The organism is Leifsonia sp. Root112D2 (assembly GCF_001424905.1).
Taxonomy (GTDB): Bacteria; Actinomycetota; Actinomycetes; order Actinomycetales; family Microbacteriaceae; genus Root112D2.
In genome coordinates this window covers 567,354-590,219 of record NZ_LMCU01000001.1, presented here as the reverse complement: position 1 = coordinate 590,219, position 22,866 = coordinate 567,354, and the positions used below count along the sequence as shown (strand labels likewise).

Genomic DNA, 22,866 nt, shown 5'->3' with positions numbered 1-22,866 from the left:
CAACACATGACAGCGCTGCTCGGCATCATCATGCCAGCAGTCCCACGAGCCTCACGAGAGGTCAGGGCGTGCGCGTTCATAGTCATAGATTCGAGTATCGCCGACGGATGCCGCGCGCGTCAAGTCTCAGACGGTGCCATAGAGGCGGTCGCCGGCGTCGCCGAGGCCCGGCACAATGTAGCCGTTCTCGTTGAGCCGCTCGTCGAGGGCGCCCAGCACGAGCGTCACATCGCGACCATCGACGAGCTTCTCAACGGCGGCAATGCCCTCCGGGGCGCCGAGAATACAGATGGCCGTGACATCCACCGCCCCGCGTTTGAACAGAAAGTCGATCGCTGTGCCGAGCGAGCCGCCGGTGGCGAGCATCGGATCGAGCACGAAGCACTGGCGGTCGGAGAGATCGTCGGGCAGACGCTCGGCGTAGGTCGTGGGCTGCAGAGTCTCTTCGTCGCGCACCATGCCGAGAAAGCCGACCTCGGCGGTAGGCATCAGCTTCACCATGCCCTCGAGCATGCCCAGACCGGCGCGAAGAATCGGCACGACGAGCGGCTTCGGCTTGCTGATGGCGACGCCCGTCGTGGTGGTGACCGGTGTCTCGATCTGGCGCGGCTCCACCCGCACGGCGCGCGTCGCCTCGTAGGCGAGCAGCGTGACGAGCTCCTCGGTGAGCGCCCGGAACACGGGCGACGGCGTGTTCTTGTCGCGCAACACCGTGAGCTTGTGGGTGATCAGGGGGTGGTCGGCAACGTGGACTCGCATAGGCTCAATCTAGTCGAGGAGGGGCACGTGAAGCAGCACGCGGAATGGATGCGCGAGGCCATCGCCGACGCGCGGCTCGCCCTGGCGACGGGCGACGTCCCCGTCTCTGCAATGGTGCTGGATGCCACCGGCGCGGTCATCGGCACCGGCCGCAACGAACGCGAGCTGCGCCGCGATCCGACCGCGCACGCCGAGGTGCTCGCGTTGCGGGCCGCGGCCCAGGCGACCGGGGACTGGCATCTGGAGGACGCCACGCTCGTGGTCACGCTCGAGCCCTGCGTCATGTGCGCCGGCGCCATTCTCGCCGCTCGTGTGCCGCGCGTGATCTTCGGCGCCTGGGACGAGAAGGCGGGCGCGGCAGGCAGCGTCTACGACGTGCTGCGCGATCGCAGGCTGCCGCACCGCGTCGAGGTCTTCGCCGGCGTCGAGGCGGATGCCTGTGCCCGGCTTCTCGAGGAGTTCTTCGCCGACCGCCGCTAGCTTCTGCAGGTTTCGGGACGCTCGTTCCTCGCTCCTCAACCAGCGGGAGGAGTTACTCCAGTCCCTTGAGAATGATGGCGTCGGTGGCCGGGTGCTTCTCGTTCGGGTCGATCCAGACATCCGGTTCGATGTAGATGACCCGGGCCGCCGGCACCGCCGCACGGATGCGCTGCTCGATGATGTCTGTCGCGGCGGCGACCTCCGCCAGACGTCTGTTGCCGGGCATCGCCAGCTTGGCCGCGACGAGCAGCTCGTCGGGCCCGAGATACAGCGTCTTGAGGTGGATGATGCGCTCGGCCTCGCTGCCGCTTTCGATGGCGGCCTCGATGGCGGCGGCATCCGCATCGCTGGCCCCCTCGCCCACGAGCAGGCTCTTGGTCTCGATGCCGAGAATGACCGCCACCGCCACCAGCAGCGCGCCGATCGCGAGGGTGCCTATTGCATCCCACATGGGGTTGCCGGTGAGAATGGTGAGCCCCACCCCGAGAAGCGCGAAGACCAGGCCGGTGAGTGCGGCCACGTCTTCGAGCAGCACAATCGGCAGCTCGGGCGCCTTGGCCCGGCGAATGAAGCTGAACCAGGACTGCTCGCCCTTGTGCGGCCTGGATTCGTGCACGGCGGTGCGCAGCGAGTAGCTCTCCATACAAATGGCGAGCACGAGCACGAGAAGCGGCAGCCACCACACCTCGAGGGCGTGCGGATGCGTGAGCTTGTCGATGCCCTCGTAGATGGAGAAGACGCCGCCGACCGAGAACAGCACGATCGAGACGACGAACGCATAGACGAAACGCTCACGGCCGTAACCGAATGGATGCTCGCTGTCGGCCCGCTTGCGCGCCTGCCGGCCGCCGAACAGCAGCAGAAGCTGGTTGCCGGAGTCTGCCAGCGAGTGCACTCCTTCGGCGAGCATCGAGGACGAGCCGGAGAAGGCCCACGCAATGAACTTGGTGACAGCGATGCCGAGGTTGGCGCTGAACGCCGCGATGATGGCCTTGTTTCCGCCGGATGCGCTCATGCGGTCAATCCTAGAATGGTGACGTGACCGACAGCGCCGAAACCACGTTCCCGTCCATCGCAATTCTCGGCGCAGGCTCGATGGGCCGGGCCATTCTGAGCGGGCTCGTCAAGCCGGGCGTGCACGTGAGCGGCGGCATCCGCGTGACAAATCGCACCGCGGCCCGGGCCGCCGAACTGGCCGGGACGCCCGGCGTGACGGCGTACTCCACCGATACCGACGCGGCGGCGAATCGCACCGCGGTCGCCGGCGCCGACATCGTGCTCGTCGCGGTGAAGCCCGCCATGGTGCCGGAGCTGCTCACCGAGATCGCCGATGCCCTCGAGCCCGGCACGATAGTCGTGAGCGTGGCCGCGGGGGTGACGGTGGCGACGTTCGAGTCGCTGCTGCCGGCATCCGTCTCGGTGCTGCGATCGATGCCCAACACCCCGGCCGTCGTGGGGCTTGCCGTCACCGGTATCAGCGCGGGAACGCGCTCGAGTGACGCCGATCGGGCGCTGGTGCGCAGCCTGTTCGAGACCGTGGGCGAGGTCGTCGAGGTGCCCGAAGAGCAGCTGGATGCGCTCAGCACGATCTCGGGGTCGGGCCCGGCCTACGTGTTCTATCTCATCGAGCAGCTGACGGCGACGGCGGTCGACAAGGGGTTCAGCGCCGAGCAGGCGGCGGTGCTGGTGAACGGCACGTTCCGGGGCGCTGTGGAGCTTCTCGTGCAGTCGGGCGAGGATCCTGCCGAGCTTCGTCGGCGCGTCACGAGCCCGAAAGGCACGACGGAGCGCGCGGTGCAGGTGCTTGAGACCGCAAGACTGCAGGAGCTCTTCGATCGGGCGACGGATGCCGCGCTCGCCCGCGCGCGCGAGCTCGCCGCCGGCTGATCCCGCTGGTTGAGGAGAGGTCGACGAAGGAGGCCTCGTCTCGAAACCCGCGTGGCGCCCCGCAGGTTTCGAGACGCTCGTTCCTCGCTCCTCAACCAGCGGAACCTAGTTGTCGAGGGCGGCGAAGCGCTCGATGTCGACCGAGTTGCCCGAGACGATGATGAGGTCGTGGTTGGAGACCACGGTCTCCGGCGTGGCATAGGTGAACGGCTTGCCCGGAGACTTCACGCCGACAACCGTGATGCGATATTTGCCACGAACGCCGGATTCCGACAGCGCGATGCCGCGGATCGGCTTCGGCGGGTACATCTTGACCAACGCGAAGTCGTCGTCGAACTCGATGAAGTCGAGCATGCGGCCCGAGACCAGGTGCGCGACGCGCTCGCCGGCCTCCGCTTCGGGGTAGATCACGTGGTTGGCGCCGATGCGTTCCAGGATCTTGCCGTGCGACTGGCTGATGGCCTTCGCCCAGATCTGCGGCACCTTGAGGTCCACGAGGTTGGCGGTGATGAGCACGCTCGCCTCGATGGAGGAGCCCACCGCCACCACGGCAATGGAGAAGTCCTCCGCGCCGACCTGCCGCAGCGCGTCGATGTTGCGTGCATCCGCCTGCACGGTGTGGGTGATGCGGTCTGCCCATTTCTGCACGAGGATCGGGTCTTCGTCGACCGCCAGTACCTCCCGGTCAAGGCGGTCGAGCTGGCCGGCCGTTCCGGCGCCGAATCGCCCCAGACCGATGATGAGCACCGGGGCATCGTGCTTGATGCGATCAACCAACGATGGGCCTCTCTTCCGGACGTTGGAACAATTGCTTGCGTTGGCTCTGGGCCAGTGCTGCCGCGAGTGTCACTGTACCAACGCGGCCCATGAACATGGTGGCGGCCAGCACATAGACTCCCGGATCCGAGAGGTTCTGGGTGAGGCCGCTGGAGAGCCCGCAGGTGGCGAAGGCACTGATCACATCGAAGAGCACGTGGTCCAGCGACTGCTTCGAGAAATTCAGGAGCAGGATCGTGGACACCGCGACGGTCGTCGCGCCCCACAGCACGACGCTGACGGCCAGGCGCAGCACGTCGTGCGGGATGCGCCGGCTGAACGCATCCATCGTCTCGACTCCCCGTGCCTCCGCGAACGCGGCGAGGAACAGCACGGCGAGCGTCGTCACCTTGATGCCGCCTGCCGTGGAGGCCGACCCGCCACCGATGAACATGAGCATGTCGCTGACGAGCAGGCTCGAGTTGTGCAGCTGGCCGATGTCGAAGGTGGAGAAACCGCCCGAGCGGGTCATCACCGACAGGAAGAACGACTGGAACGCGGCGTCTCCTGGCGAGAGAGCGCCGAAGGTCTTGCCGTTGTCGCGCTCGAGAATGTAGTACATGATCGCGCCGGCGATGATCAGAATGACGAACATGAGAAGCGTCATCTTCACGTGCACCGACCAGCGTCGCTTCCTGTGCCTCAGATTCTTCGCGAGCGCGTAGATCACGGGAAAGCCGATGGCGCCGAGGAACACACCGATGGCCAGGACGGTGAGAAACCAGTAGTCGGTGGCATAGGGGGTCAGCCCCGCCGCATCCGGGGCGAAACCGGTGTTGGTGAAGGCCATCGCCGAGAAGTAGAAACTGTTCGTGATGGCCTCGCCGAGCGGTACCCCGTGGGCCAGGATGCGCGGAAACAGCAGCACCGCGACCGCGCCCTCGATCACGACGGCGCTCATCGCCACGGTGAGCAGCAGGCTGCCGATCTCGCCGAGGCGCACGGCCTGCCCCTCGGCGACGGGCCCGCTGTGAATGCGCAACGGGTTGCTGTCGCTCGCGGCCATCAGCTTGGCGCGCAGGCCAAGGCGGCGCGAGATGATCATGCCGAGAATGGATGCCAGCGTGAGCACGCCGATGCCGCCGATCTGCACGCCCAGATAGATGATCACGTGGCCGAATCCCGACCAGTGCGTGGCCATGTCGACCGTGGAGAGACCGGTGACGCAGATCACCGAGACGGCCGTGAACAGGGCGTCGGCCAGAGGAGTGACGCTGTGTGAGGTGCTCGAGACGGGCAGCGAGAGCAGCAGCGTGAAGATCAGGATGAGCCCGGCGAACACGATGATCGCGAAACGCGAGGGGCTGCGGCCGGCAAAATCATTCAGCGACTCACGCAGCTGGCCCGACCACGTTGTCGGGGTCAGCCGCGAGACCGGCTGTGCACGCATCCGATTCCCCCTTCGGCGAGAATTGCCTTCCTCGGCAGCGTAGCTGTCTGCGGCTCCGCATCCTACGAATTGCAACACGGCCGTGCGCGCCCTGCCGCGCTACCCTTGAGGCATGGCCGACATCTTTGACGTAGTAGCGGATGCGACGCGTCGCGACATCCTGCAGGTGCTGCACGAGCGGAGCGCGGCCGCGGTGAACGAGACGCGGGAGATCAGCGTCTCCGAGATCGTGGGAAAGCTGGAGCTGAGCCAGCCGACGGTCTCTAAACATCTGAAGGTCTTGCGCGAAGCCGGGCTGGTTCACGTGCGCGAAGAGGGCCAGCACCGCTATTACCGCCTCGATACCGCCCCGCTGGAGCCGCTCGAAGACTGGCTGATGCCCCTGCTGGACGTTTCGAAGGGGGTGAGCTATTCCTCCGAGGCCGATCTGCTCGGCGGCGAGGCTCGCGAGTTCGCCGGGGCCGTCGGCAAGGTCTTCGCCGACACGAGTTACCGCGTCACGACGGCCGTGGAGAAGGTCACTCCCAGAAAGTGGCGCCGCGAGTAGCTCTTTACGGGGTCTTTACAGGGGCCACAGCAGCCCCTAGAGTTTCGCTACACACACCAGTCACTTCAAGTCACTTGAGTCACAAAGGACACCCGATGGCGCACGATCTCTCTGAGGTTCGTTTTCTGACGGTTGCCGAAGTGGCAGACATGATGCGGGTGTCGCGCATGACCGTGTACCGAATGGTGCATTCCGGCGAACTTCCGGCCATCCGCTTCGGACGGTCGTTTCGCGTGCCCGAGTCGGCCGTCACGGCCGCGATAGGCAACCACGTCGCGGACTCGGCGTAGGGTGCCCTCGCGCGTACGCTAGACTTACTCCTTGTGTCAGCCGCGTATCATGCGGCAAACCCCTGAACTTTGTGAGGTCTGTGTGGGTTCTGTAATTAAGAAGCGCCGCAAGCGTATGGCGAAGAAGAAGCACCGCAAGCTGCTTCGTAAGACTCGTCACCAGCGTCGCAACAAGAAGTAGGCCTTAACAGGTCTACTGGCGAGCGCCGGACTCTTCACGAGCCCCGGCGCTTTTTGCTGCGCGCTTAAGAGTTCTTCGTCGGATTAGGCTTGCGGAGTGCCCCCCACGCAACTCACCCTCATCGGCAAGCCTGATTGTCACCTCTGCGAAGACGCGCTGGCCGTCGTGACGGGCGTGATGACCGAGTTGAATACGGATGCAGCGGCGCCGTGCCTGGCGCTCAACGAGCTCTCAATACTCGACGACACCGAACTCTTCGATCGCTATGTCGAGGACATTCCGGTGCTCATGATCGACGGTAAGGTGCACACCTATTGGCGCGTCGACCCGGCGCGTCTGCGCGCCGCACTCCTGGAGGAAAAATGACCCTGCGCCACGTCGTCACCTGGAAGCTCGCCGAGACCGACGCGACGGTGAAGGCCGAGCAGATTGCGCGCATCCGCTCGGGGCTTGAATCGTTGCCCGCCCTCGTGAGCGAGATTCGCACGCTCGAAGTCGGGGTGAATGATGTGGCCCCGGCCCAGAATTGGGATGTCGTGCTGATCGCCGATTATGACGATGCGGATGCGCTGGCACGCTATGTGGAGCACCCTGAGCATCAGAAGGTGGCTGGCTACATTCGCTCCGTGGTCTCGGAACGTTCCTCCGTCGACTTCGTCGTTGTTCGGCGGGTCGAGTAACGCCGCAGGCGGCGTCACTCGACCCGCGGTGTGACTAGACCTCGACGACCGCCGCATCGGGCGCGTTCTTCTTGACGGACTCGATGCCGTTCTGCGCACTCGCCTTCGAGTTGTACGCCTCTGACACCGCAATCACTTCGCCGTTGCCGGCCTTCAGCCGAAACCGGTAGTGGCCCGATTTGTCTTCGTAGAGTTCGAACTTGCCAGCCATGTCAACTCACTTTCCCCAAACGGAGGGTGGCCCGATGGCCACCTGTGCTCAATATACGAAGCAACTGCCGCCAGCGCTAGAGCGTCGGCGGCCATCGTTAGGCTGAGGGCATGATGCCGCAGCTCCCGCCCCGGGTGAGGGGCGGTCGTGGGGTCGCCGGCTGGATAGGCCTCGTTCTGGGGCTCTCGATCGCCGCCGTGCTCATGCTCGCACTCGGAATTGTGCTGCTCGTGGTGGCCGTTGCTGCCTGGATCGTGCGCGGAGCCGTGTGGCTTGTGCTGTTCGTGTGGGCGTGGCTGTGGTTCGGCATTCGTCGCCTCTCGTCGATCATCTACCCGTTTGCGCTCCGTGCGCCGATCACCGCCGGCTCGCGCTCGCTCGTGCTCAACGGCTCGTTTCTGCGATTGTTTGCCGAAGCGGTCGGCCTCATCGCCCGCACGGCTGCCTGGCTGTTCTCGCCGCTCGCCCTACTCGCGAGCCTGGTGGGAACGGTGCTGCCGGTCTGGCGCGCGCGACCGTACCTGGCGGTGTTCTCGACCCCTGCACTCGTGGTCAAGCTCATCGGCCTCGGTCGGCGCCGTGGCTATTTTGCCGACGGGAACAAGGCCGTCGTCGTGGACTATGACGCGTTTCTGCAGGCGTCATTTCCACAGATTTCGCGTTTCATCCAGTGGTGGAGAGATCCGGATGCGCCGCGCCGCTACACGCCCGGCCGCCGTGGCTGGCTGGTCGACTCCACGTTCGCGGGCCTCACGATGGGAGCTCCGCCCGACCCGTTCGGAGTCCCCGGACTCGCCGCGACGGCGATGCGCCGCCGAGAGATTCGCGGGCTGCGCGAACTGCTGATCAGCCAGCGCGAAATCGACGACCTGGGCGACCCCGATCTCGACGACCGCGGTGACGTCGCGGTGATTCGGGTGGTGTCTCGGATGGGGGAGAACGGCATCCGGCTGTGGGTTGTGCAGCTGCCGAGCACGCAGGTGTGGCATCCGCGATCGGGCCAGGCGCCGAATGACCTGACGGCCGATCTGGTGGCTCTCTCGATGCGGGAGACCACGCTCACGCGCGCGGCGCTCGCCGCCATGAAGCTGGCGGCCATCGGCCCCGACGATCACGTGATGCTCGCCGGATTCAGCCTGGGCGGGCTTGTCGCGGCCCAGCTGGCGGAGCGCTGCCTGGAGAACGGATTCACGGTGACCCACCTGGTGACGGCGGGGGCACCGATCGGGCGATACGCCGTCTCGCCACACATTCGCGTGCTGTCACTGGAGCACCTGCTCGACCCGGTGCCGCGCGTGGACGGGCGGGAGAACCCCGTGCGTCCGTTCCGGCAGGATGCGGGTTCGGCCGGCGGCGCGTGGATCACCATCAAGGCCGGGCCGCCGCTGCCTCTCGGGTATCGCATCTCGATGCTGCACCATTCGCCCAGCTACGCCGAGACCGCGGGTCTCGTGGAGGACGACCCGCCCGATGAGCAGCTCGAACGCTATCTGCATGGTGCACACGGCGCGCTGTCCTTCTTCGGGCCGGGCCAGAGCCTGCGAGACTTCGCCGCAACCCGCGCCGGCTTCTCCACGCCTCAGGCCGCCGTGCCCGTGTACCTGCACTCGACCGTGCAAGACGGCATCACGCGCACGACGCTGAAAACCGCGCTGCGTCGCGTCGCCGGGGTCATCGCCGTCGACATCTACCAGTCGCGCACCGGCTTTCCGACCACCATCCTCTGGAATGCCGACGTGCTCGTGCGCAGCCTGCGCCCCTGGTTCGAAGGGGTGGAACGCGCGGTCGTGTATCGGGGCCTGCTGTCGTTGCTGAAACGGCGGCGGGCCATCGGCATCCACTTTCGGCTGCAGGCCAAGGAATCTCCCGGCGTCACGTGGGAGGCGACCGTGCAGCGCATGACCGACGGCCGCTGGCGTGAGCAGCTCGACGTGACCTTTGACACGGATGCGGCCGAGGCCGAGTGGCTGCCGCTTCTGCTGCCCGACGGCTGGGCGTCTACCATCACCTACTACCCCGCGGATGCCTTCGGCCCGCTCCCGGTGGTCGAGTAGCGAGGAACGAGCGTATCGAGACCCACGCTCCAGTAGGGTCTGCTCATGGCACAGTTCAAGATCTACGGGCAGGCAGCGGCCCTCGAACCGGCACGCGAGCGGATGTCCCGGGTCATTCACGACTGCGCGGTGACCGTTCTCCAGCTGCCCGCCACCAAACGCTTCCACCGCTTCTTTCCGATGACGGCCGAGAACTTTCCGACGCCCGACGGCCGCAGCGAGCGGTACACGATCATCGAGATCGCGATGTTCGCCGGGCGCAGTGTTGAGACGAAGAAGGCCCTGTATCGAGCGTTGTATGCGGCGTTCGAGCGTGAGCTCGGCATCGCTCCCGTCGATCTCGAGATCGCCATCACCGAGACGCCGAAACACGACTGGGGCATCCGCGGGCTGCCCGCCGACGAGTTGCAGCTGAACTACACCGTCGAGGTCTAATCGCGCTACAAACGCTGGTTGAGGAGCGCGGTGGAGCTTGGGGAATCGCGTCAGCGATTCGCGACCCCAGCGCCGAGCGAGCTTGCGAGCGAGGACCTGCGCGAAGCGGCCGTCTCGAAACCGGCGTGGCGCCCTGGTTTCGAGACGCTCGTTCCTCGCTCCTCAACCAGCGGAGGGAAGCCTACGGGGTGAGGCGGGCGGGGCCGCGGAACAGGTAGGTGACCTCGCGGATCGACGCCTCGTGCAGCATGAGCATGAGTACGCGCGCGAGTCCCATGCCGAAGCCGCCATGCGGCGGCACGCCGTAGCGGAAGAAGTTGAGGTAGTCGGTGAGCTCGGCCGGGTCGAGCCCCTTCTCGACGGCCTGCGCCTCGAGAATATCCACGCGGTGCTCACGCTGGGCGCCGGTGGAGATCTCGGTGCCGTTGAAGATCAGGTCGTAGCTCCTGGTCAGGCTCGGGTCGTCGTCCTGGCGCATGTGGTAATACGGGCGGATGCTTGACGCGTAGTCCGTGAGAAACACGAACTCGTGCCCGTACGTCTCTTTCACGTAGGCCGAGATCTGCCGCTCGCCCTCCGGGTCCATGTCGTCGTCATCGCGCGGAACCTCGTAGCCGCGGCTCTTCACGATCTCCTTAGCCTCGGCCAGCGGAATGCGCGGGAACGGCGTCGTCGGCACGGTGACCTCGACATCGAAGAGCGCCTTGATCTCGGCGCCGTGCTTCTCCTTCACCGCCGTGAAGCCAGCAGCGAGCAGTTCCTCGTGCAGTTTCATGACATCTTCGTGACTGTCGATCCAGCTGATCTCGCTGTCGATGCTCGTGAACTCGGTGGCGTGCCGGCTCGTGAACGAGTGGTCGGCACGGAAAGCGGGGCCGACCTCGAAGATCTTGCCGAAGCCGGCAGCCTGCGCCATTTGTTTGAAGTTCTGCGGGCTCTGGGCCAGATATGCAGTGGTCTCGAAGTAATCGAGCGAGAACAGTTCGGCACGCGACTCGCTCGCGCTCGCCATCAGCTTCGGCGTGTGCAGTTCGACGAAGTCGTTGTCGATCCAGTACGTGCGCAGCGCGTGTTCGAAGGTGGTCTGAATGCGGAAGATCAGGTTCTGCTTCGGGTTGCGCAGGTCGAGGAAGCGCCAGTCCATGCGCTTGTCGAGCGAGCTGTCTGCGGCAATCGGCGTCTCGGCGATGGCCTCCGTCGCGACGCTCATGCTCGCCAGCTTGATCTCGATGCCGCCGAGCTTCACCCGCTCGTCATGCTTGAGCTCGCCGGTCGCGGTGACGAAGGTGCCCTGTGCGAGGCCGGAGATGGTGGTGGCCGGTTCGTCCGCGATGACGACGCCATCGGCATCCGAGTTGCGAGGGTTCACCAGCTGCACCGCGCCGGTCTCGTCGCGCAGCACGACGAACTGCACCTTCTTCTGATCGCGCACCGTCTCCACCCAACCCGACACCGAGACGGTGCCGTCGTCGAGGGCGGCCAGGTTCTTGATCAGGATGCGTGAAGTCACAACCCTGAGTTTAGACGAGGAGCGTTCACGGTAAATTCAGGGCAAAGCCCTCCGTAGACTGGATGCCGTGGTAGTGAGCCAGGTGCACCTCGTCCGTCATGGAGAGGTGTTCAACCCCGATGGCATCCTGTACGGCAGGTTGTCGGGCTTTGGCCTCTCCAAATTGGGGCACCGGATGGCGCAGTCCGCCGCCGACGATCTGGTGGCGCGCAACCGCAGCATCGCCAGTTTGGCCTCCTCGCCGCTGCAGCGGACCCGCGAATCAATCGCGCCGATCGCCGCGGCATTCGGCCTTGAGCCGGGCGTTGACGAGCGCATCATCGAGCCCACCAATCACTTCGAGGGCACCGTGATGAGTCGCGCCGTGCGAGTCCCCACGAACTGGCCGTGGCTGATCAACCCCTGGCGACCCAGTTGGGGCGAGGCGTACGCGAGCATCGCCGCACGCATGCGCGCGGCCGTGAACGACGCCTTCGACTCCGTCGAGGGCGATGCGGATGCCGGCGGCGACGTCGTTCTGCTCAGCCACCAGTTGCCCATCTGGACTCTGCACCTCTCTGTCGCGGGTGAGCGGTACCTGCATGACCCGCGCAAGCGGCGCTGCATGCTCTCGAGCATCACGAGCTTCGAGCGGCGCGACGGCGAGCTCGTCGAGGTCGGTTACGCCGAACCCGCTCTTGCGCTGCAGGCAAACGCGAGCGACGTGGGTGCCGTCTGATGCGCATCCGTTCTCTTGCCGTCGTGTTGATCGCCGGCGCCCTCGTGCTCACCGGCTGCACCAGCGATCCGCTGGCCCAGCAGTACAAAGACGGCAGCGGCAAGAACTACATCGCCGGCAGCGGCGTCACCGAGGTCGCGGCCGCGCACCGCGACAAGGCCGTGACTTTCTCCGGCCCGACAGCAGGCGGGGCGACCTTCTCCTCGAAGGATCACCTCGGCGAGGTGCTCGTCGTGAACTTCTGGTACGCGGGCTGTGCGCCCTGCCGGGTGGAGGCATCCGCACTGCAGAAGCTGAGCGAGCAGTACAACGGCAAGGGGGCGCTGTTCGTCGGTGTCAACACGCACGATGCGGCGGGCACGGCGACGTCGTTCGAGAAGAGTTACGGGGTCACCTATCCCTCGATCCTCGACGTTGACAGCGGCTCGGTGCAGCTCGCTTTCAGCGGCTCGATTCACCCTAATGCCACCCCGACGACGATCGTTCTCGACAAGCAGGGGCGCGTCGCGGCGCGCATCGAGGGGCCTATCACCGACCAGCCGTCGACACTCGACACGCTCATCGGTGACGCGATAGCCGAGAGCAACTAGTCGTGGGATCTGTGGGCGATCTCGGTGGTCTGGTCTCGGGCGGGCAGCTGTGGGTCGCCGTTCCCATCGCCCTCTTAGCCGGCATCGTCTCGTTCGCCTCCCCGTGCATCCTGCCGCTCGTGCCCGGCTACCTGGCCTATATCGGCGGGTTCACGGATGGCCGCTCCGGCGCCGCCGCCGGAGATACGAAGGGCCGCAACCGGCTCGCTCTCGGCGTGGGTCTTTTCGTGCTGGGCTTCGCGTTGGTCTACGTGCTCACGACGTTCGTGATCACCTCGGCCGGCATCTGGCTGATCCAGTGGAATGACATCGTCACGCGCATCGCCGGGGTGATAGTGATCGGTCTCGGTCTGGTCTTCATCGGCCAATTCCGCTTCTTCCAGCGCACCATCAAGCCGAGCTGGAAGCCGGCCACGGGGCTTGCAGGCGCGCCCCTGCTCGGTGCCATCTTCGCCATCGGCTGGAGCCCGTGCAGCGGCCCGACGCTCGGCGCCATCTCGGCCATGAGTTGGGGCTCGCCGCTGCAGGGTGCGTTGCTTGCCTTCGTGTATGCGCTCGGCATCGGCGTGCCGTTCATTCTCATTGCCTGGGGGCTCGCCTGGGCCACGGGTGCTGTTGCATTCCTGAAGCGGCATACGCGGGCGATCAACATCGTCGGTGGTCTCGTGCTCATCGTCATCGGCCTGCTCATGGTCTCCGGTATCTGGAGCATGTGGATGCTGGCCCTGCAGGGGGTGATCCCGAACTTTGTCTCGCCCGTCTGATCACTACGATTCGGCCCCGCCGAAGCGTGACGACACCATCAACCAACCGCAGCTTGGCCTTCTCGGTTGGCTGCGCTGGTTCTGGCGTCAGCTCACGAGCATGCGCACGGCGCTGTTCCTGCTGCTGCTGCTCGCCGTCGCCGCGGTGCCAGGCTCGCTCTTTCCACAGCGCGGCGCCGACCCGAACGGCGTGGTCGCATACAAGGCGGCCAACCCCGATATCTTCCCCGTTCTCGACAAGTTGCAACTCTTCGACGTCTACAGCTCGGTGTGGTTCTCGGCCATCTACCTGCTGCTGTTCGTCTCGCTCGTCGGATGCGTCATTCCGCGCACCAAACATCACCTCGACGCCCTGCGCGCCAAGCCGCCGCGCACCCCCGCCCGCCTTGAGCGGATGGCCGGGTTCACGACGCGCACCATCTCGGTCCCTGAGCTTGCCGAAGGGCCCGCCGGTGCGGGCGCAGCGATCGAGTCCGCGCGTCGCCTCCTGCGCAAGGGGCGCTATCGGGTTGCGGTGTTCGACGATGCGCGCTCGATCTCGGTGTCGGCCGAGCGGGGATACCTGCGTGAGACCGGCAACCTGGTCTTCCACATCGCGCTGCTCGGCATCCTGCTTGCCGTCGGCATGGGTGGCGGGTTCGGATACATGGGGCAGAAGGTCGTGGTGACAGGCCAGACGTTGGTGAACGGACTCATCAACTACGACTCGTTCAACCCCGGTCGCTTCGCCACCGGTAACCAGCTCACTCCGTTCTCGATCAGTCTCGATTCGCTCGACGTCAACTACGAGACGAAGAACCAGAACGCGCTCGGCCTGCCGCTCGATTACACGGCACACGTCACCACGCGCACCCCCGACGGCTCGTCTCAGAAGACCGAGAAGACCACCATCAAGGTGAACGAGCCGCTCGCGATAGGCGGAACGAATGTGTACCTGCTCGGTAATGGGTACGCCCCAGAGATCACGGTGCGCGACCCGCAGGGCAAGGTCGTCTTCGACGAGCCGGTGCCGTTTTTGCCGCAGGATGCCAACCTCACCTCGCTGGGTGTCGTCAAGGTGACAGACGGTCTCTCCACCCAGCTGGGCATGCGCGGTTTCCTCTACCCGACGAAGCAGAAACTCAGCACCGGTGCGTACACCTCGTCGTTCCCGGGGTTGAGAGATCCGATGGTTTCGCTCATCGTGTACTCGGGTGACCTGGGTATCAACGACGGCGTGCCGACATCCGTCTATTCGCTCAACACCGACAAGCTGAAACAGCTTGACGGCATGGGAACCAACGACAAGGCACTGCAGTTGTCGCTGGGGCAGACGGTCACGCTGCCCAACGGCCTGGGCACCATCAGCTTCGACAGCGTCAAGCGCTTCGCGTCATTCACGGTCAACCACGACCCGGCCCAGGGCTGGGTGCTGCTCTTCGCTCTCTGCGTGCTCGGTGGCCTGCTCACCTCGCTGTTCGTGCCGCGTCGTCGGCTCTGGGTGAAGGCCGTTGAGCAGCCGGATGGCACGCTGCTGCTGCAGTACGCGGGTCTGGCCCGCGGCGACGATCCCGCGCTCGATGCCGCCGTTGCGGCGCTGGCCGAGGCGCATCACACCGAGCTCACCTCCTCAGGCGAGTCGAGCATGACAGAGAAAAGCGTAGGCTGACCCCGTGACCGAGACATTGTCGCAAATTTCCGTGTTCTTCCTCTTTGGCGCCATGGCCCTCTATGCCGCCGCCTTCGTCGCGTTCGCGCTCGACCTTGCCCACCGGGCCGGTCAGGCCGGGGCCGCCGTTGCGGTGCCCAGCGCCGTGGAGCGACGTGCGGAGGTGGCGTCTGGTGCGGATGCCGCGGTCGCCGGAGCCGCGGGTTCGGGCCGGGCGACGGCCACGCTGAGCCGCCTGACGACCCGGGTCGAGGAGGGCGTGCAACGCATCGGAACCTCGAGAAGCCTGCGAGTCGGATTCGGACTGACCCTGTTTGCGTTCGCGTTGCACATCGTGGCCGATGTGCTGCGCGGCGTTGCGGCCGGGCGTGTGCCGTGGGCCAATATGTACGAGTTCTCGATGACGGGTTCGCTGTTCATCGTCGCCGTGTTCCTCATTGTGAACCTGCGCTATGACCTGCGATTCCTCGGTTCTTTCGTGACCGGTCTTATTCTGATTCTGCTGGGCATCTCCACGGTGCGCTACTACGTGGCGGTCGTGCCGCTTCCGCCGGCGCTGCAGTCATACTGGCTGGTCATCCATGTGCTGGTGGCGACGATCGCCACCGGATTCTTCGCGCTCGGATTCGCGTTGTCGGCCGCGCAGCTGGCGAGGGGCTGGCGCGACGGCCGGGTGGCGAAGGGAAAGCGGGGAATGCTGGCCTTCCTCACCACGCTGCCGAGCGCCACGACGCTGGAGAACCTGGCCTACCGGGTGAACATCGTGGGCTTCATTTTGTGGACCTTCACGCTCATGGCTGGCTCGATCTGGGCCGAGAAGGCGTGGGGCCGCTACTGGGGCTGGGACACCAAAGAGGTGTGGACCTTCATCATCTGGGTGATCTATGCCGGCTACATTCACGCCCGGGCGACCCGCGGATGGCGCGGCTCGCGTTCGGCCTGGCTCGCCGTGATCGGCTTCGCCGCGGTGCTGTTCAACTTCGGCATCGTCAACGTCTTCTTCCACGGCCTGCACGCGTACTCGGGGCTGTAAGCCCTTCCGCTGGTTGAGGAGCGCGAGGAACGAGCGCGTCTCGAAACCAGAGGCCGCACAGGCGGGTTTCGAGACGCTCCTTCGTCGCTCCTCAACCTGCGTGGGGGCGGCTATTTGCCGGCCGTGACGAGCTCGGGCGAGGCATCCGTGACCGCGACGCGGCGCATCCGCCCCGTGCTGAGCGCGAAGGTCGTCGTGGTCAGGGCGAGCAGCACGAGTATCGGGCCTACGAGATCGAGGGCGACGCGCAGCCCGAGTGCCGTCGTAAGAAGGCCGAGCCCAACGGCCACGACGCCCTGGCCGACGTATGCGACCAGATAGACCACCGAGAGCGTTGCCGCGCGGTGATGTGCCGGAGCATTGCGGTTGACCAGACCGAAGCTGCCAAGAAACAGCAGCCCGGAGGAGGCGCCGAATGCCACGGATGCGAGAACGAAGATCGGCAGCGACGACAGAGAGGCCGAGACGACAAGGAGTGCGACCGCGAGCGCGCTGACAAGCCCGCCGATCGAGACGGCACTGCGCAGACCGATGCGCCCTGCGACAAGCGAAACCACGGCGCTGGCGACGGTGCCGATGGCAAGCACGAGCCCGGCAAGGAATGCATTGTCAGTGTGCAGCACGTCTTTCACCAACTGTGAGCCGAGCGAGATGAGAACGGCGCCAAGTGCGAACGTTGACGTGATGCCGAGCGCCGCGGTGATGACGGTTACACGCAACTCACGCGGTACGCGTATCGGGCGGGGGCGCCACCGCTCGGTTGACGCGGCGGCTCGTGGCTGGCGGGGAAGGAAGACGGCGAACGCGGTGACAACGGCCGCCGCGACGATGAGCACCCAAAAGGTGAGTTCGCGCGGCCACGGAGCATATTCCAGCAACCCGCCGCCGACGATCGTGGCCAGCGAGAGCCCGATGGAGATCGCCACGGTGTTGGCCGAACTCGCCCGAGACTGGCTGCCGCCGTACTCCACCAGGGCAGCGCCGGCCGGGCTCAGTGCGAGCCCGACGCCGAGCCCCTGAAAGAAGCGACCGATGAAGAGCCACGTGACATCCGGGGCGATGGCGAAGACCAGCACGCCGACAATGATCGAGACCAGACCCGCGAGCATGGCCGCTCGACGGCCGATCGAGTCGGAGAGGCTGCCGAAGATAACGAGTGTGAGCACCATCACGACGGGGTAGACGGCGAAGACCTCGGTGATGGTGGTGGCGGTGAGTGACCATGCCTGTTCGTACAGCGGGTAGACCATTGCCGGCGAACCACTGGCCCAGAGCGCTATGACGACGATCGCTGCAGCGGTCAGAAAGCTGGCACGGTTGCTGAGTGTTCTCATGAGAACGGCCTTTCGGAGAATGCTTTCGTTCCGAAAGCGCCGTTGCTCCCGCGTGAAGTGACCACCGTAGCACGCTGAGTTGGATTATCAAAGTGATCTTGAGGTACACTGCGTTTGTGGCAGAAAAAGTCGAAGTGACTCGCGGGGCTCAGTCTGAGCTGCGTTGTTCTATTGCCCGTAGCGCGCGAATACTGGCGGACAGGTGGTCGGTGCTAATAGTGCGCGACGCGTTTCGCGGCGTGACCCGCTTCTCCGACTTCAAGTCGAGGTTAGGGATACCCTCCGACATTCTGACGACGCGTTTGACGAAGCTCGTCGATTCGAACGTGTTCGAACGTCGCCCGTATCGTGACGAGGGCGGCCGGGAGCGTTTCGGGTATCACCTCACGGAGGCGGGGCGCGCGCTTCTGCCCGTGCTGGGGGCACTCGTGCAGTGGGGGGACAGCTATCGGGCGAGCGAATTCGGCCCGTCCCGTATCTATCGCAATGCGGCAACGGGCGAACCCCTCCGGGTGGCGTTCGTCACGGAATCCGGCGAGGTGGTTGCCGACGCCGACGTCGAGGTGACGGCGGGTCCGGGCGAGCCCGAGTTGGTGGAGCCTTACAGACCCGGGTTGGCCTCAACGAGCGCATAGCAGCGGGCCAGCCGCGCCAGCCACCAGTCGCGGCGCGCGGTGTCGGCGGCGTGTTCGCTCAGCAGCGCGGGGTCGGCGTCCACGCGGCGCACCGTGACGGCTCCGGCTTCCGGCAGCATCCGGTCGTTTGTGACATCGGCGGCGAGCAGCGCGGCCGTGCCGAGCCCGCAGTCATATTCCAATTCGGGAATGGACGCGGCAAGGTAGGCCCCCATCGAGAGCCCGATGGAGGTGTCGAGCGCGCTGGAGACCACTACCGGCAGCCCGGCCTGCGCGACGATCCGCGCTGCGGCGGTGATTCCGCCGAGCGGCTGTGTCTTGATGACGAGCAGGTCTGCCGCCTTCGCTCGAGCCACCGCGAGCGGATCTTCGGCCTTGCGCACGCTCTCGTCGGCGGCGATCGGAACGCTCATGTATTTGACCCGCCTGCGAATCTCGGCCAGCTCGTCGACGGTGGCGCACGGCTGTTCCACGTACTCGAGGTCGAACTCGGCCAGCGCGTGAATCGCGTGCTCGGCCTCGTCGACATTCCAGAGCCCATTCGCATCGACGCGGATGCGCCCCTCCGGTCCGAGCGCATCGCGCACGGCGCGCACACGGGCGACGTCGTCGGCGAGACTCTGGCCGGGGTCGGCCACCTTTACCTTGGCGGTGCGGCAGCCAGGAAAGCGGCCGAGTATTCCGGCGACCTGATCGGCGTTCACCGCAGGCACCGTGGCGTTGACGGGAATCGAGGTGCGCAGCGGCGCCGGCAGTTGGTGCCAGCCGAAGTCGATCGCGGCACGCAGCCAGGCGCTCGCCTCCTCGTCGTCGTATTCGGTGAACGGCGAGAACTCGGTCCAGCCCTGCGGCCCCTGCATCACGAGCGCCTCGCGCGTCTCGATGCCGCGAAACCGCGTGACGAGGGGCAGCGCGACGACGTGCGCGGTCTCGAGCAGGGCATCCAGTGGTGGCAGCATGCCCCCAGTCTGTCACCCGCCCCGATCGTCGTCGCCGCGAATCGGGCGGCCCGGCGGTCATAGGCTTGCTTCATGACCACACAGGTTTCCGAGATCTTCGATGCGAGTCAATGGGCGGATGTTGCCGGCTATGAAGCCCTGAGCGACGTCACCTACCACCACAGTCTCGACGGCCGCATCGCGCGTGTGGCCTTCAACCGGCCCGAAGTGCGCAACGCGTTTCGGCCACACACGGTCGACGAGCTCTATGCGGTGCTCGAGAATGCGCGCACCAACCCGCGCATCGGCGTGGTGCTGCTCACGGGTAATGGCCCGAGCCCGAAAGACGGCGGCTGGGCGTTCTGCTCGGGCGGCGACCAGCGCATCCGCGGGCGCGATGGGTACCAGTACGAGGCGACCCCCTCGCTGATTGAGGAGCGAGGAACGAGCGTCTCGAAACCAGACGCGGCCGGGGGTTTCGAGACGAGGCCTCGTTCCTCGACCTCTCCTCAACCTACGGGTGCGGGAGTGGGTGCAAGCCTCGGGCGCCTCCACATCCTCGAGGTGCAGCGGCTCATTCGTTTCATGCCGAAGGTGGTCATAGCCGTCGTTCCCGGCTGGGCGGCCGGCGGCGGGCACTCGCTGCACGTCGTGTGTGACCTGAGCATCGCATCCGCCGAGCACGGGCGCTTCAAGCAGACGGATGCCGATGTCGGCTCCTTCGACGCCGGTTACGGCAGCGCGTACTTCGCCCGCCAGATCGGGCAGAAGTTCGCGCGCGAGGTCTTCTTTCTCGCGCAGGAGTACAGCGCCGAGCGCGCCTACGAGATGGGCGCCGTGAACGCGGTGGTGCCGCACGCCGAGCTCGAGGCGACGGCGCTCGAATGGGCCCGCACGATTCTCACGAAGTCGCCAACGGCCATCCGCATGCTTAAGTACGCCTTCAACGCGGTGGACGACGGCCTGGTGGGCCAACAACTGTTCGCTGGGGAGGCGACGCGCCTCGCCTACGGCACCGATGAGGCGGTCGAGGGCAAGGAAGCATTCCTCGAAAAGCGTGAGCCGGACTGGTCGCCGTTTCCCTGGCAGTACTGACGTTCGCTAGGCGACGATCGTCGTTCGACGGGTTTCGCCGCGGTGTTGGGCAACGACGGTTGCGACATCCTCTCGCCCCGCGGGCAGCAGCCGCACGGTGAGTCCCTCGATATGCGGCTGCCGTACTGCGTCGAGCACCGCAGCCTCCACCTCGCCGAGCGCACCGGCAGAGATCTCGACGTCTCCGCGGTCGTCGAGCAGCACGACCTCCACGCCGTTGCGCCGGGCATCCTGAACTGCCCTGGTGATGGCGGGTGTCAACAGGGCCGCGGCGCGCAGCCGGTCACGCAGCAGCGCCTCCAGCAGCACGAAGTCGCGGCGGTCCGACTCGGTGAGCGGCGCATCCGAGGCGATGGCCTCGAGCGCCGGCCGGGCGAGGGTATCGAGAGTGGCGGTCTGCTCGGCCTGCTCCGCGAGGATGGTGCGCGAGGCGGCCTCGCGTTCGGCAACCTCGATCTGGGTTGCGGCGAGCGCATCGATGCGCCGGCTCGTGCGGCGCAGCGCGAGGGCGAAGAGCGTGGCGATCAGCAGCAGCCCGGCGTGACGGTCGATGAGATCGATTCCCCCGCCAAGACCGCGACCGACGGAAACGGCCCACGCAATTGACAGGGCGGCCATGGCGGCGAAGCTGGCCCAGGCCCAGAGGATGCGCTCGCGCAGAGCCAGTACGAAGAGCACGAAGGTGATGGCGCCCCAGTGCCAGCCCGCGTAGCCCAACGGGCCGCTGTCGGGCAGATTCCAAGTGACGAGCAGCGTGCTCGTAACCACTATCGCGAAGATCACCAGTACCAGGGACAGCGGGTAGGCATCCGCAACCCGCACGGTGAGCAGGGCGGCAGCGAACGAGACGAGAACGAGTGCGAGAATCGAGCGCCATGGCGTCGTCACCAGATTCAGAGCCACGATGGTGAGCAGAACCTGGGTGGCGATGAAGAGCAGCAGCACGAGACGCGCGCGAAAGCTGGTGAGCTGAAGCAGGTCCGTCGCATCCGAGGCTCTAACGCGCACGAGCGGCCTCCCTCGGGCGTGACCAGACGAGCGTGACCTGTGTGCCCTCGTGTGGCCGCGATGTCACGCGTGCGCTGCCACCCGAGACCGCCGTCATGCGGCCTATCACGCTCACGCGCAGGCCCAGCCGCTCGGGGGGAATGCGCTGCAGGGAAAAGCCGACACCGTCGTCGCCGATATCGATGAGGATGCCGTCCCGATCGATGATCGCGCTTGCCGTGCGGTGCACCTGCCGCCCGTCAGGTGCCGCGTGCCGCATGCTGTTGCGCAGCGCCTCGCCGAGCGCCTCGCCCAGCGACTGCACCACGGAGGCGGGCACGGGACGTGTTGTCTTGATGGTCACAGCAAGTGCGGGCGCGCCGGGCAGATCAGACGCCGCACGCAACCGGGCCGCGCATTCGGAGGGCGGCACGTCTTCGTTGGGTGCCTGCGGTTCGCGGATGGCGGCGATGCGGGTGAGGGCTCGCTTCGCGTACTCGCGCACACTCTCGCGCATGCCCGGTTCGCCGCGGGAGGCGACGAGAAGGGTGGAAATCACGTCGTCGTGCACAAGCGCGCCGAAGCGGGCACGCTGCTCGATTCGAGCGCGGGATTCGCCGGCGAGGGCCGCGTCGGCGTGAGCGGCGCGGGCCGCGACATCCTGTCGTCTGCCAGCCGTGCGTATCACCTGGATCAGCGAGGCGAACACGGTGCAGATCAGCAGCATGTAAAAGAATTCCTCGGTCGCCACGATGACGGTGACCTTTGCATCGGCGAAAAAGCGCACGAAGGCGGCCCCCACGCACACGGCGATGATGTAGCTCCAGGCCCAGCGCTGGCTCCAGGCGATGGCCGCGCATGAGGTGGCGACGGCGATGATCGTGAGCAGCCACGGCGAGGCCTGATTGGGCAGCGTCGTCGAGGTCTGCAGCGGCAGCCAGGCGGCGAGAGCCACCGTGAAGATCACGATATACACGGATGCGACCACGCGCAGCACGGGAATCGGCAAGAAAGAGGGGATCACCACGAACATCGCGCAGATCACCGCGAGCAGCACAAGCAGGGGAGCGCCCTCGGCCACATGCAGCAGCGGGTACTGGGACGTTGCGGTACCGAGCGCGAGTGCGATGAAGATCAGGCCGCCGAAACCGACGGCGATGTAGAGCACGCGGTCGATGCGTTCCGACGCCAGGGGGGCGCGCTCGTGCCGTGACGTGCTCATTCGAGAAGCAGACCGTCTTCGCGAGCCCGCGCGTTCAACTCGATCTTGGTCGGGGCAGGCCGGCCCACCCGCGAATACTTGGTGCGGATGCGGCTCACATACTGGCTGACGGTCGCCCGGGACAAGCCGGTCTGAAACGCCACGGCCTGCGCCTTCTCACCCGAGGCATAGAGGGCGAGAATCTGACGCTCCCGGGCACTCAGTCCGGCATCGCCCAGATGTTCGTCCGCATCGAGCGCGGCGGCCCACTCGGTGGTGGGTATCGTCTCGCCGCGCGCCGCCGCGACGATGGCCTGCATGATGGTGGGAAGTGGCTCCGACTTGCGCACAATGCCGAGCACGCCAGCCGCCGCCGCCGAGCGTGCAAGGGCGGCATTCTCGCCGCCGGTCAGCACGAGCACCGCGCTGCCGTGGGCATGGATGGCGCGAACGTTCTCGGCGGGGGACGAGCCGTCTTCCAGGCGCAGATCGAGCACGACAAGATCAAGCGGCCACGCGTCATCCGCAATCTCGGAGACGGCCCCGACGCTGCACACCAGGCGCAGTTCGGCGCTCGCCGAGACCAGATCGGCGAAGCCGAGAGCCACGAGCTTGTGGTCCTCCACGAGCGCGATGCGCAGGGGGTCGTTCGGGGCCTTGCTCGTGTCGACCGTGGCCACGTG

The 22,866-nt window shown here is 66.2% G+C and carries 27 protein-coding genes; 16 read left to right on the top strand and 11 right to left on the bottom strand.

Features of this window, described 5'->3' with window-relative positions:
• Positions 1-126: 126 nt before the first annotated feature.
• Positions 127-759 (bottom strand): uracil phosphoribosyltransferase, encoded by a 633-nt coding sequence (gene upp / locus ASC63_RS02685; protein WP_055809576.1) that lies wholly within the window; start codon positions 757-759, stop codon positions 127-129.
• Positions 760-786: 27 nt separating this feature from the next.
• On the opposite strand from upp, the gene tadA reads away from it, so the two are divergent.
• Positions 787-1,239, top strand: coding sequence for a tRNA adenosine(34) deaminase TadA (tadA, locus tag ASC63_RS02680; protein ID WP_082487089.1), 453 nt, complete (start codon positions 787-789; stop codon positions 1,237-1,239).
• A gap of 52 nt (positions 1,240-1,291) precedes the next feature.
• On the opposite strand, the gene ASC63_RS02675 is transcribed toward tadA, so the two are convergent.
• A complete protein-coding gene (locus ASC63_RS02675) occupies positions 1,292-2,254 on the bottom strand; it encodes a cation diffusion facilitator family transporter (RefSeq protein WP_055809572.1) in 963 nt (320 codons plus the stop codon).
• Between the two features lie 23 nt (positions 2,255-2,277).
• On the opposite strand from ASC63_RS02675, the gene proC reads away from it, so the two are divergent.
• A complete protein-coding gene (gene proC, locus ASC63_RS02670; protein WP_082487086.1) occupies positions 2,278-3,126 on the top strand; it encodes a pyrroline-5-carboxylate reductase in 849 nt (282 codons plus the stop codon).
• Between the two features lie 105 nt (positions 3,127-3,231).
• On the opposite strand, the gene ASC63_RS02665 is transcribed toward proC, so the two are convergent.
• Complete coding sequence (locus tag ASC63_RS02665; protein WP_055809568.1) at positions 3,232-3,903, bottom strand: potassium channel family protein; 672 nt, start codon at positions 3,901-3,903, stop codon at positions 3,232-3,234.
• A complete protein-coding gene (locus tag ASC63_RS02660; protein ID WP_055809565.1) occupies positions 3,896-5,332 on the bottom strand; it encodes a TrkH family potassium uptake protein in 1,437 nt (478 codons plus the stop codon). The genes ASC63_RS02665 and ASC63_RS02660 overlap by 8 nt, the downstream gene beginning before the upstream one ends.
• Before the next feature lie 112 nt (positions 5,333-5,444).
• Between ASC63_RS02660 and ASC63_RS02655 the strand changes: the two genes are divergently transcribed.
• The 5 genes from ASC63_RS02655 to ASC63_RS02640 all read left to right on the top strand — a co-directional run bounded on the left by ASC63_RS02655 (position 5,445) and on the right by ASC63_RS02640 (position 7,030).
• Entirely contained in the window at positions 5,445-5,879 is a 435-nt protein-coding gene (locus tag ASC63_RS02655) for an ArsR/SmtB family transcription factor (RefSeq protein ID WP_055809562.1), read from the top strand.
• Between the two features lie 95 nt (positions 5,880-5,974).
• Entirely contained in the window at positions 5,975-6,169 is a 195-nt protein-coding gene (locus ASC63_RS02650; protein WP_055809559.1) for a helix-turn-helix domain-containing protein, read from the top strand.
• An 82-nt stretch (positions 6,170-6,251) separates the two neighbouring features.
• Entirely contained in the window at positions 6,252-6,350 is a 99-nt protein-coding gene (locus ASC63_RS15990) for a 30S ribosomal protein bS22 (RefSeq protein WP_003792170.1), read from the top strand.
• A 96-nt stretch (positions 6,351-6,446) separates the two neighbouring features.
• Positions 6,447-6,716 (top strand): glutaredoxin family protein, encoded by a 270-nt coding sequence (locus ASC63_RS02645; protein ID WP_055809556.1) that lies wholly within the window; start codon positions 6,447-6,449, stop codon positions 6,714-6,716.
• Positions 6,713-7,030: a Dabb family protein gene (locus ASC63_RS02640; RefSeq protein WP_055809553.1), complete on the top strand. Its 318-nt coding sequence runs from the start codon at positions 6,713-6,715 to the stop codon at positions 7,028-7,030. The genes ASC63_RS02645 and ASC63_RS02640 overlap by 4 nt, the downstream gene beginning before the upstream one ends.
• Before the next feature lie 34 nt (positions 7,031-7,064).
• On the opposite strand, the gene ASC63_RS15985 is transcribed toward ASC63_RS02640, so the two are convergent.
• Positions 7,065-7,241, bottom strand: a complete 177-nt coding sequence (locus ASC63_RS15985; RefSeq protein WP_082487084.1) for a YegP family protein — start codon at positions 7,239-7,241, stop codon at positions 7,065-7,067.
• 110 nt (positions 7,242-7,351) lie between these two features.
• Between ASC63_RS15985 and ASC63_RS02635 the strand changes: the two genes are divergently transcribed.
• Together ASC63_RS02635 and ASC63_RS02630 are read left to right on the top strand one after the other, a co-directional pair.
• Positions 7,352-9,295 (top strand): hypothetical protein, encoded by a 1,944-nt coding sequence (locus ASC63_RS02635; protein ID WP_055809550.1) that lies wholly within the window; start codon positions 7,352-7,354, stop codon positions 9,293-9,295.
• A 45-nt stretch (positions 9,296-9,340) separates the two neighbouring features.
• Positions 9,341-9,730 (top strand): tautomerase family protein, encoded by a 390-nt coding sequence (locus tag ASC63_RS02630; RefSeq protein WP_055809547.1) that lies wholly within the window; start codon positions 9,341-9,343, stop codon positions 9,728-9,730.
• Positions 9,731-9,911: 181 nt separating this feature from the next.
• Here ASC63_RS02630 and aspS read toward each other — a convergent pair whose 3' ends face one another.
• On the bottom strand, positions 9,912-11,225 hold the full coding sequence (aspS, locus tag ASC63_RS02625; protein WP_082487663.1) for an aspartate--tRNA(Asn) ligase: 1,314 nt from the start codon (positions 11,223-11,225) through the stop codon (positions 9,912-9,914).
• 82 nt (positions 11,226-11,307) lie between these two features.
• On the opposite strand from aspS, the gene ASC63_RS02620 reads away from it, so the two are divergent.
• The 5 genes from ASC63_RS02620 to ccsB are packed head-to-tail and all read left to right on the top strand — an operon-like array spanning position 11,308 to position 15,993.
• Complete coding sequence (locus ASC63_RS02620) at positions 11,308-11,958, top strand: histidine phosphatase family protein (RefSeq protein ID WP_055809540.1); 651 nt, start codon at positions 11,308-11,310, stop codon at positions 11,956-11,958.
• Positions 11,958-12,548 carry a TlpA family protein disulfide reductase gene (locus ASC63_RS02615; protein ID WP_055809537.1) on the top strand — a complete coding sequence of 197 codons (591 nt, stop codon included), beginning with the start codon at positions 11,958-11,960 and terminating at the stop codon, positions 12,546-12,548. The genes ASC63_RS02620 and ASC63_RS02615 overlap by 1 nt, the downstream gene beginning before the upstream one ends.
• 11 nt (positions 12,549-12,559) lie before the next feature.
• Positions 12,560-13,312 (top strand): cytochrome c biogenesis CcdA family protein, encoded by a 753-nt coding sequence (locus ASC63_RS02610; protein ID WP_055814704.1) that lies wholly within the window; start codon positions 12,560-12,562, stop codon positions 13,310-13,312.
• A complete protein-coding gene (gene resB / locus ASC63_RS02605; RefSeq protein WP_055809534.1) occupies positions 13,296-14,960 on the top strand; it encodes a cytochrome c biogenesis protein ResB in 1,665 nt (554 codons plus the stop codon). The genes ASC63_RS02610 and resB overlap by 17 nt, the downstream gene beginning before the upstream one ends.
• 4 nt (positions 14,961-14,964) lie before the next feature.
• On the top strand, positions 14,965-15,993 hold the full coding sequence (gene ccsB, locus ASC63_RS02600) for a c-type cytochrome biogenesis protein CcsB (RefSeq protein ID WP_235491745.1): 1,029 nt from the start codon (positions 14,965-14,967) through the stop codon (positions 15,991-15,993).
• Positions 15,994-16,103: 110 nt separating this feature from the next.
• Here ccsB and ASC63_RS02595 read toward each other — a convergent pair whose 3' ends face one another.
• Positions 16,104-17,327: an MFS transporter gene (locus tag ASC63_RS02595; protein ID WP_055809531.1), complete on the bottom strand. Its 1,224-nt coding sequence runs from the start codon at positions 17,325-17,327 to the stop codon at positions 16,104-16,106.
• Between the two features lie 92 nt (positions 17,328-17,419).
• On the opposite strand from ASC63_RS02595, the gene ASC63_RS02590 reads away from it, so the two are divergent.
• Positions 17,420-17,962, top strand: coding sequence for a winged helix-turn-helix transcriptional regulator (locus tag ASC63_RS02590; protein WP_327063321.1), 543 nt, complete (start codon positions 17,420-17,422; stop codon positions 17,960-17,962).
• On the opposite strand, the gene ASC63_RS02585 is transcribed toward ASC63_RS02590, so the two are convergent.
• On the bottom strand, positions 17,929-18,921 hold the full coding sequence (locus tag ASC63_RS02585) for an o-succinylbenzoate synthase (RefSeq protein ID WP_055809528.1): 993 nt from the start codon (positions 18,919-18,921) through the stop codon (positions 17,929-17,931). The genes ASC63_RS02590 and ASC63_RS02585 overlap by 34 nt on opposite strands.
• A gap of 72 nt (positions 18,922-18,993) precedes the next feature.
• Between ASC63_RS02585 and ASC63_RS02580 the strand changes: the two genes are divergently transcribed.
• Entirely contained in the window at positions 18,994-19,995 is a 1,002-nt protein-coding gene (locus tag ASC63_RS02580) for a 1,4-dihydroxy-2-naphthoyl-CoA synthase (protein ID WP_055809526.1), read from the top strand.
• A gap of 6 nt (positions 19,996-20,001) precedes the next feature.
• On the opposite strand, the gene ASC63_RS02575 is transcribed toward ASC63_RS02580, so the two are convergent.
• The 3 genes from ASC63_RS02575 to ASC63_RS02565 are packed head-to-tail and all read right to left on the bottom strand — an operon-like array spanning position 20,002 to position 22,863.
• Positions 20,002-21,003 carry a hypothetical protein gene (locus ASC63_RS02575; protein WP_055809522.1) on the bottom strand — a complete coding sequence of 334 codons (1,002 nt, stop codon included), beginning with the start codon at positions 21,001-21,003 and terminating at the stop codon, positions 20,002-20,004.
• Complete coding sequence (locus ASC63_RS02570) at positions 20,993-22,204, bottom strand: sensor histidine kinase (protein WP_055809519.1); 1,212 nt, start codon at positions 22,202-22,204, stop codon at positions 20,993-20,995. Before ASC63_RS02570 ends, ASC63_RS02575 begins: the two co-directional genes overlap by 11 nt.
• The gene (locus tag ASC63_RS02565) at positions 22,201-22,863 is read right to left on the bottom strand and encodes a helix-turn-helix transcriptional regulator (RefSeq protein ID WP_055814695.1); all 663 of its coding nucleotides are present in this window, start codon (positions 22,861-22,863) and stop codon (positions 22,201-22,203) included. Before ASC63_RS02565 ends, ASC63_RS02570 begins: the two co-directional genes overlap by 4 nt.
• Positions 22,864-22,866 lie beyond the last annotated feature (3 nt).

What these genes read in the sequence shown, in the direction of transcription:
- upp (WP_055809576.1), bottom strand. Translation starts at nt 759, where the DNA reads ATGCGAGTCCACGTTGCCGACCACCCCCTGATCACCCACAAGCTCACG.
- ASC63_RS02675 (WP_055809572.1), bottom strand. Translation starts at nt 2,254, where the DNA reads ATGAGCGCATCCGGCGGAAACAAGGCCATCATCGCGGCGTTCAGCGCC.
- ASC63_RS02660 (WP_055809565.1), bottom strand. Translation starts at nt 5,332, where the DNA reads ATGCGTGCACAGCCGGTCTCGCGGCTGACCCCGACAACGTGGTCGGGC.
- ASC63_RS02655 (WP_055809562.1), top strand. Translation starts at nt 5,445, where the DNA reads ATGGCCGACATCTTTGACGTAGTAGCGGATGCGACGCGTCGCGACATC.
- ASC63_RS02650 (WP_055809559.1), top strand. Translation starts at nt 5,975, where the DNA reads ATGGCGCACGATCTCTCTGAGGTTCGTTTTCTGACGGTTGCCGAAGTG.
- ASC63_RS02640 (WP_055809553.1), top strand. Translation starts at nt 6,713, where the DNA reads ATGACCCTGCGCCACGTCGTCACCTGGAAGCTCGCCGAGACCGACGCG.
- ASC63_RS15985 (WP_082487084.1), bottom strand. Translation starts at nt 7,241, where the DNA reads ATGGCTGGCAAGTTCGAACTCTACGAAGACAAATCGGGCCACTACCGG.
- ASC63_RS02635 (WP_055809550.1), top strand. Translation starts at nt 7,352, where the DNA reads ATGATGCCGCAGCTCCCGCCCCGGGTGAGGGGCGGTCGTGGGGTCGCC.
- ASC63_RS02630 (WP_055809547.1), top strand. Translation starts at nt 9,341, where the DNA reads ATGGCACAGTTCAAGATCTACGGGCAGGCAGCGGCCCTCGAACCGGCA.
- ASC63_RS02615 (WP_055809537.1), top strand. Translation starts at nt 11,958, where the DNA reads ATGCGCATCCGTTCTCTTGCCGTCGTGTTGATCGCCGGCGCCCTCGTG.
- ASC63_RS02595 (WP_055809531.1), bottom strand. Translation starts at nt 17,327, where the DNA reads ATGAGAACACTCAGCAACCGTGCCAGCTTTCTGACCGCTGCAGCGATC.
- ASC63_RS02585 (WP_055809528.1), bottom strand. Translation starts at nt 18,921, where the DNA reads ATGCTGCCACCACTGGATGCCCTGCTCGAGACCGCGCACGTCGTCGCG.
- ASC63_RS02580 (WP_055809526.1), top strand. Translation starts at nt 18,994, where the DNA reads ATGACCACACAGGTTTCCGAGATCTTCGATGCGAGTCAATGGGCGGAT.
- ASC63_RS02570 (WP_055809519.1), bottom strand. Translation starts at nt 22,204, where the DNA reads ATGAGCACGTCACGGCACGAGCGCGCCCCCCTGGCGTCGGAACGCATC.